Raw genomic sequence first — 12,634 nt, forward strand, 5'->3', positions numbered from 1 at the left:
TAATTTTGCAACCCAATTTTATTATGTAAATTAAAGAAGAAGATGGATATTAAAAGAGTAGCAATAGATGCTGTGAACGAAACGATTGTAATGACAGTTGTTCACATGGATTATAAAGGTCAAGTAGCAAAAAGAATTAACGAAAAAATGCCATTGGCTACCGTTAAAGGTTTTAGAAAAGGACAAGTACCTAAAGACCTAGTTGAAAAACAATACGGAAAATCAATTAAACAAGAAGAAGTTCAAAAAGTAGTTGATTTGGCTTTAGAGCGTTTCGTGCAATCTGAAAGATTAAATCTTTTAGGAACTCCTTTGGCTAAAGAAAACGAAAGCTTTGATTGGGATGCTGAAGAACTAACTTTCGAATATGAAATTGGTTTAGTACCTAACTTTGAAATTAATTTAGAAGCTAAAAATGATATCGTAAAATACATCGTTACGGCTGATGATAAATTAATCGATGGTCAAGTAGAGCGTATCCAAAAACAATTTGGAAAAGCAATTCCACAAGAAGTGGTAACTGCTGATTCTGATTTAACTGGAACTTTCTCAAACGAAGAAAAAGGAATCAACAATACAACTACTATTTCTGTTTCTACATTCGCTAAAGCTGCTGCTGATCAATTCATCGGTAAAAAAGTTGGTGATGTTGTTACAGTAAGCACTAAAGGTTTATTCGAAGATGATCACCAATTAATGGACTACCTTAAAGTAGGTCATGATGATGTTCACGGTTTAGATGTTGAAGTAAACTTCACTATCGAAGCTAGTAACGGAGCTGAATTAGCTGAATTGAACCAAGATTTGTTCGACAAACTTTTCGGAGAAGGTAAAGTAGCTTCACTAGAAGATTTGAAAGCTAAAATTAAAGAAGATGCTGAAGCTCAATTCGCACAGCAAGCAGATCAAAAATTATTGTTAGATGTTCAAGATTTCTTGATCGAAAACACAAAATTTGATTTACCAGCTGAATTCCTTAAAAAATGGTTGCAAACTGTTGGAGAGAAAAAACTTTCTGCAGAAGAGGCTGAAGTGGAATATGCAAGATCTGAAAAAGGATTGCGTTTCCAATTAATTGAAGGAAAAGCAATGGCTCAAAGTAATATCCAAATTACATTCGAAGATTTGAAAGCTTTTACAACAAATGCAATCAAACAACAAATGGCTCAATTTGGACAAACAAATCCAACTGACGAAGAAGTTCAAGGAATCGTGGCTAGAGTTTTATCTAACCAAGACGAAGTGAAAAAACTTTCTGAGCAAGTGGTAGCTGAGAAATTGTTACAGGTGTTTAAAGAAAAAGCAAACCCTACAACAAAAGAAGTAACTTATGACGAATTTATCGCTGCTTCATACGGAGAATAATTTCTAAAAAAATAAGTATATTTGAGCGTCAATAGATTTTTTTCTTTGACGCTCTTTTTTTGTTTTCGGTTTGGAATCCGGAGAATTGGAAGCTTAAAACTTGTGTGGCGCCAAAAGAAGACATATTGACATCATTTGTAAAGAGGTACGACCTTTGATAATAGGAATGTACAGATAATAACGTAAAACTTAGAACACTTAAAATATGAACTACGGTAAAGAATTTAAAAAATTTGCGACAAAGCACCAAGGAGTAAATGCTATGTACTACGACAAAATCGTAGCCGCAATGAATCCAACTAATATGACTCCATATATTATTGAAGAGCGTCAGTTGAATATTTCTCAATTAGATGTGTTTTCAAGATTAATGATGGATAGAATTATCTTTTTAGGAACGGGTATCGACGATCAAATCGCCAATATCGTTCAGGCTCAGTTATTATTTTTAGAAAGTGCTGATGCTTCAAAAGACATTCAAATTTATCTAAATTCTCCTGGAGGAAGTGTTTATGCAGGATTAGGAATTTACGATACTATGCAATATATCAAACCGGACGTAGCTACGATATGTACAGGAATGGCAGCCTCTATGGGAGCTGTTTTATTATGTGCAGGAGCAGCAGGAAAACGTTCTGCTTTACCACATTCAAGAGTAATGATTCACCAACCATCAGGAGGAGCACAAGGTGTTGCGACTGATATGGAGATCAACTTACGTGAAATGTTGAAGCTGAAAGATGAATTGTATAATATCATCTCTCAACATTCAGGACAGACTTTTGATAAAGTACACAAGGATAGTGAGCGTGATTATTGGATGATCGCTGACGAGGCTAAGGAGTACGGAATGATTGACGAAGTATTAAGAAGAGGTTAATTTTTAGCATTCAAAGTTGCAAATACACTAAGGTTCAGGGTGTTTTAACTTGCGGTTTTGAGGTTTTAAAATGAAAAGATATAAAATTTAAAAAGTTAATAGGTTGCTAAGTTTTTGAGGTTTTAGCAAAAAATCTTTAAAACTTAGTAACTTTGCAGCTTAGTAACTAAGAAAGAATGGCTAAAGTAGTATTAGAATGTTCGTTTTGTGGAAGGAAAAAGCCAGAAACCAATTTATTAATTGCAGGTATTAATGCACATATTTGCGACAAGTGTATTGAACAAGCACACGGAATTGTATTAGAAGAATTAAAATCAAGCGGAAGTGCCAAACTAGTTGGTGATTTAATTTTAAAGAAACCAAAAGAAATTAGAGCGTTCTTAGATCAATATGTTATTGGTCAAGATCAAACTAAAAAAGTAATGTCGGTTGCGGTTTACAATCACTACAAACGTTTAATGCAGCAACAGCTGGATGACGAAGTAGAGATCGAAAAAAGTAATATCATTATGGTAGGGCAAACCGGAACAGGAAAAACATTAGTGGCTAAAACCATTGCTAAAATGTTAGATGTTCCTTTGGCTATCGTGGATGCGACAGTACTTACAGAAGCAGGTTATGTAGGAGAAGATGTGGAAAGTATTTTGACACGTTTGCTACAAGCGGCTGATTATGATGTAGCCAAAGCCGAAAGAGGAATCGTATTTATTGATGAAATTGATAAAATCGCCCGTAAGAGTGATAATCCATCTATAACTCGTGATGTTTCTGGTGAAGGTGTTCAACAGGCCTTATTGAAATTGTTAGAAGGAACGGTTGTAAACGTACCACCAAAAGGAGGTCGTAAACACCCGGATCAAAAATTTGTTGAGGTGAATACTCAAAACATCTTGTTTATCGCAGGAGGGGCTTTTGATGGAGTAGAGCGTATTATTTCTAAACGTTTGAACCGTCAAGCAGTAGGGTACTCTACTTCTAAAAATGTAGACAATATTGATAAAGACAATTTGTTGCAATACATTATCCCAAAAGACATTAAAGATTTTGGATTGATCCCAGAGATTATTGGTCGTTTGCCAGTTTTAACTCATATGGATCCTTTGGATAGAGAAACGTTGCGTGCTATTTTGACACAGCCTAAAAATGCCTTAATCAAACAATATCAAAAGTTGTTCTTGATGGATGATGTTGAATTCAATATTACCGATGAAGCATTAGATTTTATTGTGGATAAAGCTTTAGAATACAAATTAGGAGCACGTGGATTGCGTTCTTTATGCGAGGCTATCTTAACAGATGCGATGTATGAATTGCCAAGTTCAGATGATAAGGTTTTGACTATCGATCAAGATTATGCAAAACATACCTTAAATAAGAATTTATTGAAAAGAATGGAAATTGCTTCTTAAGTAGCAATTGATTTTTATAAAGCAAACCTGTTCATTTAGTTGGACAGGTTTTTTTATGTCTTTTAGAGACTGATGCTACTGTACTTTGAATTTTTCTCGATATTCAATTGGTTTCATACCCACCATTTTGTAGAATACTTTTCTAAAGGCCTTGGGATCATTGTAACCTGTTTTTTCGATGATTTCTGAAATGGAAAGTTGGGTCTGCACTAAGTATTTCTTAGAGCTTTCTACGCGTATGTTTTGCAAATACTCTATGGGTGGAATACCGACCACTTGTTTAAATCGACGGGTCATATTACGGGTGCTTGTCGGAATATCTTTGGTGACTTCTTCTAGTTTTTCGATGGTACTGTATTGGTTTTCTATTTTGTGCTGTAATTGTGCAACCAAAGAATCATTATGAAGGTGGTTGGGTCGAAAAGTGCTAAAATAACTTTGTTTGTGTCGGTTCAAATCAATGGCGAAAATTTTGGCAATTTGAACGGCTATCTCATTTCCGCAGTATTTTTGGATCAAAAGAATCAGTAAGTGAAAAGAGGAGGTGGATCCGCCACTGGTGTACAGTGTTCCGTCCGCAGTTAAGGTTTCTTCTGGTTTTAAATTTACTAGGGGAAAGGATTGGTTAAAAGCACTACAAGCATCCACATGGGTGGTGGCTAGTTTTTCGTCTAATAACCCTGAGGCCCCAAGTAAAAAAGCGCCTGTACAGAAACTGGCAATTTCTGCTCCAAATTCATGTTGTTTTTTCAGCCAAGGAATGAAAGAACTGTTTTTTAAAAGCATACCTCTCATGTCGTCTGTTGTAAAGGCCGGCACTAAAACGAGTTCCAGTTTCTGATCGGAGGTTTGTATGGCGTTAACGGTATAATTAAAAAGCTTTTCCTGTTCTATTTGTTCAGTGGATTGAAATAGAAAGATCTCAAAAGGTTTTTCACCCTCAACATGCAGTTTGTTTGCGGTTTCGAAAACTTCAAGAATAGCGGCTATACTTAGTAATTTGTAATCGTGCGGAACGATTAATCCAACTTTTTTGCTCATGACTTGTTCTTTTTTTAAGGATCGGTGCCGATACAAAAGTACACGTTTTGTCTTAAATGACCCCAAATTTGACTTCTAAAGTAGTCAAGGACAGCTGTTAATGCTTTATATTTGTTTGTAGTAATTTGTAATTTTATATCAAAATGGAAGCAAAAATTTTCTTAAATCTTGCTGTAAAAGATTTAAATCGGTCAAAGGCATTTTTTACCCACTTAGGTTTTTCATTCAATCCTCAATTTACAAATGATAAGGGAGCTTGCTTGATTATAGCTAAGAACATTAGTGTTATGTTATTATTGGAGGAGTTTTATAAAACTTTTACCTCTAAAGAATTATGCAATGCTGCCACTACGAATGAAGTAATCGTTTCAGTTCAAATCGAAAGTCGAGAAAAAGTAAATGAAATTATTGAAAAGGCCATACAAAATGGAGCAACTCAATACGGAGAGGCCAAAGATTATGGTTGGATGTATTACCGCTCTTTTTTTGATTTAGAGGGGCATCACTGGGAGTTTTCTTTTATAGACGAAACCCAAATACCCAAACAACTTTAATTTTAATATAGCACTAATAGGATATGATAACAGTACAAAATACAATTAAGGCATCGCTGGATAAAGTGTGGGACTTTTGGACATTACCTGAACATATTACAAAATGGAGCTTTGCTTCTCCAGATTGGCATACGCCTTACGCTGATAATGATCTAAGAGAAGGTGGTAAATTCAAATCGACTATGGCGGCCAAAGATGGCAGCATGAGTTTTGATTTTGAAGGGGAATATACTTTGGTAAAAAAAAACAAAGCCATTGAATATGTCATGGGAGATGGTAGAAAGGTTGAAATTAGTTTTGCTCAAACACCAAATGGAATTGAAATAATTGAAAAGTTTGATCCTGAAACACAAAATCCAGAAGAGATGCAACGTGGAGGTTGGCAGGCCATTATGGATAATTTTAAAAACTACGTAGAGCAAAATTAGAATAGCATAAGGAGCAACGGTTTTGTGCTTTTTTTCTTTAAAGAAGGAATATAGTTTAGGTTAACGAGGATCGCCGCTAGGCTTTAATAATAGTAAAAACATCAAAAAAATGACCAAACAAATATGGCTGAATTTGCCGGTAAAAGAGGTGGCAAAATCAAAAGCTTTTTTCTCAAAAATAGGATTCTCTTTTAATGATGAACACGACACACCAAGCTCGACTTGTATGGTGGTGGGCGAAGGAAATTTTGTGGTAATGCTTTTTGAGGAATCGCTTTTTGCAAGTTTCTCTCAGAACCCACTAACCGATACGCAAACAAGCTCAGAGGTTTTGATTTCCATTGATGCGGAAAGCGCTGCAGAGGTTGACCAGTTAGCCATGAAGGTAAAAGAAGCGGGCGGAACTATTTTCGCTCCACCTGCTGAAAGCCAAGGCTGGATGTACGGCTGTGGTTTTGCTGATTTAGATGGGCATCGTTGGAATGTATTGTTTATGGATTTCAGTAAATTATCGTAAGGAAAATAGGTATGGAAACATTAGATTTTAAAATAAAGATTAAAGCACCACGTGAAAAAGTTTGGGATGTTTTATGGGAAGACGAAACCTATAGAAAATGGACAGCTGCTTTTTGCGAAGGGACTTATGTGGAGACCAATTGGGAGGAAGGAGGTAAAATTCATTTTCTGAATCCAAACGGGGAAGGAATGAATAGTATTATTGAAACCAAAATACCCAACGAGTATATGGCATTCAAACATATTAGTGGATTGAAAGATTTTAAAGAAATGCCCATTGATGCTGAGACTGCGCAGTGGACAGGTTCAATGGAGACTTATCGATTGACCCAAGAGGATGGTTTTACTGTGCTCGAGGCGAAAGTGGATACGCTTGAAAAATATAGTGATTATTTTAAAACCACTTTTCCTAGCGGATTAGAAGTGGTAAAACAGCTTTCGGAGGTAAAGTAATCCCAAAATATAGTTCTAACAACAAACAATTAAAAATTAGTATCATGACAGCAGTAAACCCTTATTTAATTTTTAATGGAAATTGCGAAGAAGCATTTCTATTTTATCAATCAGTTTTTGGAGGAGAATTTCCGTATATCGGAAAGTTTAAAGATATGCCAGCAGACGAAAATGGAGGCTGCGGCGAGATAGCAGAGGAAGATGCCAATAGAATCATGCATGTTTCATTGCCAATAGGGAATACCATTTTAATGGGTAGTGATAGTAACAAGCAATCAGGTGATGTGGCTTTTGGCGGTAATTTTTCAATCTCAATCAATGTAGAAAGTACAGCTGAAGCAGATAGAATTTTCAACGGGCTCTCCGCTGGAGGAAATGCTTTTATGCCAATGAGTAAAACCTTTTGGGGTGCTTATTTTGGGATGTTTACCGATAAATTTGGCATTGGCTGGATGGTCAACTTTGATGAGAACATACCGGGTACTTAATTGAAATAAGTACTATCGAATTATTTTAGAGGAGATTATGTAGATCATTTAAGGACAAGGCTTGCTTGTTTTGTTAATGGTTCAGCATAATCTCTTTTTCTTTTGCAGTAGCATTTGATGCTGTATTTTACTGGCAAAAGCCAAAGCTTGGGATATTTAAATAAATCCTGCGGATTTGTGTTTTTTCTATAGAAGAAAACAAAGTATATTCTTTTTTATCAACAATAGATTGCCGATTTTTGTGGCTTCCAAAACAACACAGATAAAATGGCAGCAGAAGATAAAGAGATTATTTTATTAAAAGTTTCAGGGCATGATAAGCCTGGAGTAACAGCGGGTTTAACAGCAGTATTGGCTACGTACGATGCGGTTATTTTAGATATAGGACAGGCCGATATTCACGATACGCTTTCTTTAGGGATTTTGTTTGAGGTTGAAGCAGGTTCTAGTTCTGGGCCAGTTTTAAAAGATTTGTTGTTTAAAGCCTATGAATTAGAAGTGAAGGTGAAGTTTATACCCATTTCTATAGAGGACTATGAAAAGTGGGTAAAAACGCAATCTAAGCAACGTTATATTGTTAATATTTTAGGGGAGAAATTAGCCGCTTCACAATTGGCAGCCGTGGCTAAGCTATTGTCTGATCAGAATTTAAATATTGTCTCTATTATACGATTGACTGGTAGAACTTCTGTTGTTGAAACAGAGGAATATCCTCGTTCTTGTATACAGTTATCGTTAACGGGAGATGTGGTCAATAAGATCGCGATGACGGCTAGTTTCATGGAGATTTCAAGAACTTTAGATGTTGATATTTCATTTCAAGAGGATAATATTTACAGAAGAAACAGACGTTTGGTGTGCTTCGATATGGATTCTACTTTAATTCAAACGGAAGTAATCGATGAATTAGCAGAACTCAATGGAGTAGGGGAGCAAGTAAGAGCCATTACGGAATCTGCTATGAACGGTGAAATCGACTTTAACGAAAGTTTTAAGCAGCGTATGGCCTTGTTAGAAGGTTTAAGTGAAGATGTTTTACAATCTGTTGCTGAAAAACTACCGATTACAAAAGGGGCACATCGTTTGATGAAAGCTTTAAAATATTATGGTTATAAAACCGCTATTTTATCAGGTGGGTTCACCTATTTTGGAGAATATCTGCAAAAAGAATTGGGGATCGATTATGTTCATGCCAATCAATTGGAGATCAAAGATGGTAAATTAACCGGTAAATATTTAGGGGATATAGTAGACGGACAAAAGAAAGCCGAATACCTTACCGCTATTGCAGAGAAAGAAGGAATCCACATCAATCAGACTATTGCAGTTGGAGACGGAGCCAACGATTTGCCAATGCTTAATTTAGCAGGTTTAGGAATCGCCTTTCACGCAAAACCTAAAGTAAAAGAAAATGCCTCTACCTCAATTTCTAGTTTGGGTCTTGATGGTGTTTTATATCTTTTAGGATATCACGATAGGTATATTGATATGATGTAGTAGTCGATACATTAGAAATGATAAATCTCCATAAAGCAGTCCTTAATAAGGTGTTTTATGGAGATTTATTTTATGGTTAATGTTGAGGTGAAGGTGCAGATAAAAACTACATCTCCTTCAACTGCTCTAAATAATCGCGTTGATTCGAAAGTCTAGGGATTTTGTGTTGTCCCCCTAACTTATCTCTTTCTTTAAGCCAGTCGTAAAACAAGTTTTCGCGGGCAACATTGATTACCAAAGGGTTTAAGGTCATGTTGTTGTGGCGTTTGGCCTCGTAATCAGAGTTTAAAGATTGTAATGTTTCATCCAAAACTTTTTGAAAAAGTCCAACATCAGCAGGTTTTTTCTTGAATTCAATCATCCACTCATGTGCACCTTTTTCTTTGCCTTCCATAAAAATAGGAGCCACTGTGTAATCGATCACTTCGGTTTGGGTAAGTTGGCAGGCTTTGGCAATCGCTTGATCGGTATTCTCGACCATAAGCTCTTCTCCAAAAACATTAATATGATGTTTGGTTCTTCCTGTAATTCGAATTCTATACGGATTTAGGGAAGTAAAACGAACTGTATCACCAATCAAATAGCGCCATAATCCAGAATTGGTCGTAATGACAATGGCATAGTTTTTATTTAATTCAACATCAGCTAAACGAACCACTTTTTGGTTGGGAGTTCCAAAGCTGTCCATTGAAATAAATTCATAGAAAATGCCATAATCCAACATTAACAATAAGTCGCTGGAATTGTTTAAATCCTGAATGGCAAAAAAGCCTTCAGAAGCGTTGTATATTTCGTAATATTTGAAATCTTTACTAGGTAGGATTTTCTTGTATTGTTCTTTGTATGGAGAGAAGCTGACCCCTCCGTGAAAGTAAACTTCTAGATTAGGCCAGATGTCTAGTAAACTTTCTTTACCAGTATTTTCTAAAACCTTATTCATCAAAACCAACATCCAAGAAGGAACTCCAGCAAAACTGGTTACGTTTTCATTTTTGGTTTCGTTTATAATAGCGGCAATTTTTGTTTCCCATTCGCTCATAAGCGAAGTTTTACTGCTTGGTGTGCTACTGAATTCCGCCCATATTGGCATGTTTTCAATTAATATAGCCGATAAATCACCGAAGAAAGTATTGTTGTTTTCATAGATCTGTGAGCTTCCGCCTAAGCGGAGACTTTTGCCTAAAAACAATTCAGAATCTTCATTATTGTTCAGATACAAACAAAGTAAATCTTTACTGCCCTTGTAATGACAATCTTCAAGAGCTTCATTACTTACGGGGATAAACTTACTTTTGGCATTCGTAGTGCCACTTGATTTAGCAAACCACTTTATAGGAGTTTCCCAAAACACACCTTGCTCTCCTTGACGAGTGCGTTCAATTAAAGGCTGCAATTCTTCGTAAGTGGCAATAGGCACTCTTTCGATAAAAGTGGAGTAGGATTTTATCGATGCAAATTCATATTGTCTCCCAATCACCGTGTTTTCTGCAGACTGCAGTAAATTTAACAACAGTTCTTCTTGAACTTCATTTGGATATTTTAGAAAAAGTTCTATTTGATGTATCCTTTGTTTGAGGACCCAAGAGGCAAACGAGTTGATGATAGATAAGGGCATGTATGATTTTAGATTTTAGATTTCGGAATTTTGCCATTAGCGCAAAACTCATAAATATAAGATTTGAATATCGATCGACAAATACTAACTTTGTCGTTGTATCAAAAATAGTGTTTTTTTATAAAAAACAATTTTATTTCCGGTAAAGATTCCAATTCTGAAAACGAATTTTAAAGCTTAAAATTCTGAATTTTAAGAAGAAAATCTAGAACCTAATCACTTAAATAAGCAATCTAAAAGACAATGACATATCAAGGCGTACTTACAAAAATGCAAACTGAAATTGGGGATCCTATTCAATACTATTTGGTTTTTGAAGATAGTTTTATCCATGTAAACCAGCTGTTAAATAAAGAAATTGAAATTAATTTTGTGGGGTATCAATGTTTGAATTGTGGTAAAAAGAAAAAAATATACCGACAAGGTTTTTGTTATGAGTGTTTTTATTCTAGTGCAGCTGTTGGGGATTGGATTATGAAACCGGAGTTGAGTACAGCACATTTAGGAATCGAAGATCGAGATTTGGCCTACGAGCAGCAAGCGCAATTACAACCTCATATCGTGTATTTGGCTTTGTCTAGTGAAGTTAAAGTAGGGGTGACGCGTAAAACACAGGTGCCAACTCGTTGGATTGATCAAGGAGCGACACAAGCGATCGCTATTGTTGAGGTGCCTAATCGCTATTTGGCGGGTATTACCGAAGTAGCACTAAAAGACCATTATGCGGATAAAACTAATTGGAGAAAAATGCTTCAAAATACGGCAGAATCATTCGATTTAATTGCTGAAAAAGCAAAGGTTGAAAGTTTGATTCCGGCAGAAGTGCAAGAGTATTTTTATGCCCAGAAGAATGATTTGTATGAGTTGCACTATCCCGTTTTAAGTTATCCAGCTAAGGTTAATAGTTTGAATTTAGATAAATCACCTTCTTTTAAAGGTAAATTGACAGGGATTAAAGGGCAATATTTACTATTCGAAAATGGTACCGTTTTTAATGTTCGTGGCTCTGAAGGTTATGTGGTCGACATCGTAGTGTAGTTCATAGAAAGAATTGGCGAATTATTAAGGCTTTGATTTACAATAAAATAGTATATTTGTGCAGTTGTTTTTGAACTAATTGTACTTTGAATTGTGAAACATTTGATTACAATTTTATAATGATTATTTATTAGAAGATTTTAATTTTAGATAAGAGGAGAACTTAGTTTTGTTGAAAAATAAAAACTTAGTTTTTTTTGAATTTAAAAAGGAGAACACCAATCAATAAATTATTTATAAAATGGGAATTTTAAAAAGCATAAATGGTTTTCGCCGTCGCTTTATGCGCAGTATCACTAAGAATATTGGAAAGGCAAAGTCAGGGCAAAATATTGTTTTGGTGGATAAAACCGAGATCAAAAGGGTATTAATTTGCAGACCTAATGCAAGGTTAGGAAACTTATTATTAATCACACCTCTTGTTCAGGAAGTCAGTGAAATGTTTCCCAATTGTAAGATAGACTTATTTGTTAAGGGGACTTTAGCTCCTATTGTTTTCCAGCAGTACGATACCATCGAGAACATTATTTATTTGCCCAGAAAACCATTCAAAAGTATAGTGCAATACGCTAAAGTGTGGATCTCTATAAAAAGGCGAAAATATGATATGGTGATCAATGTTGATCAAAATTCTTCATCAGGACGTTTGGCTGTTCAATTTTCTAATGCTAAGTACAAGTTTTTTGGAGATTTAGTACAGGGAGTTCAAACGGTAAAAGAGGATGCGGAGCATATCGCAAAGTATCCAGTTTACAACCTACGGTATTATTTGAGTCAACTAGGGTTTGCTCAAAGTAATAAAGTAATTAAACCTTTAGATCTTAGGTTAACTACATCCGAAATTGCCAAGGGAAAGAAAATTTTAAACGACTTGGTTCCTAATGACCAAAGGACGATCTGTTTGTTTACGTATGCCACGGGAGCAAAATGTTTGTCGGAAACTTGGTGGGAAGATTTTTATACCCAGCTCAAAACGGAATATAAAAATTGTAATATTATTGAAATACTACCGATAGAAAATGTCTCTCAAATTGGATTTTTAGCCCCTACATTTTATAGTAAAGATATTCGCGAAATGGGTTCGGTTATGGCGAATGTCGATTTGTTTATTGGAGCTGATAGTGGCATTATGCATTTGGCAAGTGCGGTTCAGACGCCAACAATTGGATTGTTTTCAGTTTCAAACTTAAAGAAATATGAGCCCTATGACAATTGCAGTATAGGGGTTGATGTTCATTCCTATACTAAAGACGATTATTTTAAAGCCATAAACGCCATCTTGAATAGTGCAAAAGGCACCGTCTTTTCAAAGGCGATATAAAAAAGGCAATTTATAAATGAAATGCCCCC

13 protein-coding genes are annotated in these 12,634 nt (G+C 35.5%); 11 read left to right on the forward strand and 2 right to left on the reverse strand.

Going from position 1 to position 12,634, the window contains the following annotated elements; genetic code table 11:
• Nucleotides 1–42 precede the first annotated feature (42 nt).
• From AC51AA_RS15830 to clpX, 3 genes are all read left to right on the forward strand, one after another.
• Entirely contained in the window at nucleotides 43–1,365 is a 1,323-nt protein-coding gene (locus AC51AA_RS15830; RefSeq protein ID WP_500703187.1) for a trigger factor, read from the forward strand.
• Between the two features lie 205 nt (nucleotides 1,366–1,570).
• Complete coding sequence (gene clpP / locus AC51AA_RS15835; protein WP_047773182.1) at nucleotides 1,571–2,245, forward strand: ATP-dependent Clp endopeptidase proteolytic subunit ClpP; 675 nt, start codon at nucleotides 1,571–1,573, stop codon at nucleotides 2,243–2,245.
• 176 nt (nucleotides 2,246–2,421) lie between these two features.
• A complete protein-coding gene (gene clpX / locus AC51AA_RS15840) occupies nucleotides 2,422–3,654 on the forward strand; it encodes an ATP-dependent Clp protease ATP-binding subunit ClpX (protein WP_500703188.1) in 1,233 nt (410 codons plus the stop codon).
• A gap of 75 nt (nucleotides 3,655–3,729) precedes the next feature.
• Here clpX and AC51AA_RS15845 read toward each other — a convergent pair whose 3' ends face one another.
• Nucleotides 3,730–4,695 (reverse strand): GlxA family transcriptional regulator, encoded by a 966-nt coding sequence (locus AC51AA_RS15845; protein WP_500703189.1) that lies wholly within the window; start codon nucleotides 4,693–4,695, stop codon nucleotides 3,730–3,732.
• 143 nt (nucleotides 4,696–4,838) lie between these two features.
• Between AC51AA_RS15845 and AC51AA_RS15850 the strand changes: the two genes are divergently transcribed.
• The 6 genes from AC51AA_RS15850 to serB all read left to right on the forward strand — a co-directional run bounded on the left by AC51AA_RS15850 (nucleotide 4,839) and on the right by serB (nucleotide 8,631).
• A complete protein-coding gene (locus tag AC51AA_RS15850) occupies nucleotides 4,839–5,249 on the forward strand; it encodes a VOC family protein (protein ID WP_500703190.1) in 411 nt (136 codons plus the stop codon).
• Between the two features lie 23 nt (nucleotides 5,250–5,272).
• A complete protein-coding gene (locus AC51AA_RS15855) occupies nucleotides 5,273–5,677 on the forward strand; it encodes an SRPBCC family protein (RefSeq protein ID WP_500703191.1) in 405 nt (134 codons plus the stop codon).
• 109 nt (nucleotides 5,678–5,786) lie between these two features.
• On the forward strand, nucleotides 5,787–6,194 hold the full coding sequence (locus AC51AA_RS15860) for a VOC family protein (RefSeq protein ID WP_500703192.1): 408 nt from the start codon (nucleotides 5,787–5,789) through the stop codon (nucleotides 6,192–6,194).
• Nucleotides 6,195–6,205: 11 nt separating this feature from the next.
• Nucleotides 6,206–6,646: an SRPBCC family protein gene (locus tag AC51AA_RS15865; RefSeq protein ID WP_500703193.1), complete on the forward strand. Its 441-nt coding sequence runs from the start codon at nucleotides 6,206–6,208 to the stop codon at nucleotides 6,644–6,646.
• Between the two features lie 44 nt (nucleotides 6,647–6,690).
• Nucleotides 6,691–7,134, forward strand: a complete 444-nt coding sequence (locus AC51AA_RS15870; protein ID WP_500703194.1) for a VOC family protein — start codon at nucleotides 6,691–6,693, stop codon at nucleotides 7,132–7,134.
• Between the two features lie 267 nt (nucleotides 7,135–7,401).
• Nucleotides 7,402–8,631, forward strand: coding sequence for a phosphoserine phosphatase SerB (gene serB / locus AC51AA_RS15875; RefSeq protein WP_500703195.1), 1,230 nt, complete (start codon nucleotides 7,402–7,404; stop codon nucleotides 8,629–8,631).
• 106 nt (nucleotides 8,632–8,737) lie between these two features.
• Here the strand turns inward: serB and AC51AA_RS15880 are convergent, their stop codons facing one another.
• Nucleotides 8,738–10,246, reverse strand: coding sequence for a GH3 auxin-responsive promoter family protein (locus tag AC51AA_RS15880; RefSeq protein ID WP_500703196.1), 1,509 nt, complete (start codon nucleotides 10,244–10,246; stop codon nucleotides 8,738–8,740).
• 243 nt (nucleotides 10,247–10,489) lie between these two features.
• Here AC51AA_RS15880 and AC51AA_RS15885 point away from each other — a divergent pair, with 243 nt between their 5' ends.
• Nucleotides 10,490–11,284 (forward strand): DUF2797 domain-containing protein, encoded by a 795-nt coding sequence (locus tag AC51AA_RS15885; RefSeq protein ID WP_500703197.1) that lies wholly within the window; start codon nucleotides 10,490–10,492, stop codon nucleotides 11,282–11,284.
• Nucleotides 11,285–11,525: 241 nt separating this feature from the next.
• On the forward strand, nucleotides 11,526–12,605 hold the full coding sequence (locus AC51AA_RS15890; protein ID WP_500703198.1) for a glycosyltransferase family 9 protein: 1,080 nt from the start codon (nucleotides 11,526–11,528) through the stop codon (nucleotides 12,603–12,605).
• The last annotated feature ends 29 nt before the right edge of the window (nucleotides 12,606–12,634 follow it).

Source organism: Flavobacterium sp. OHVDL-2026-0007 (genome assembly GCF_059882335.1).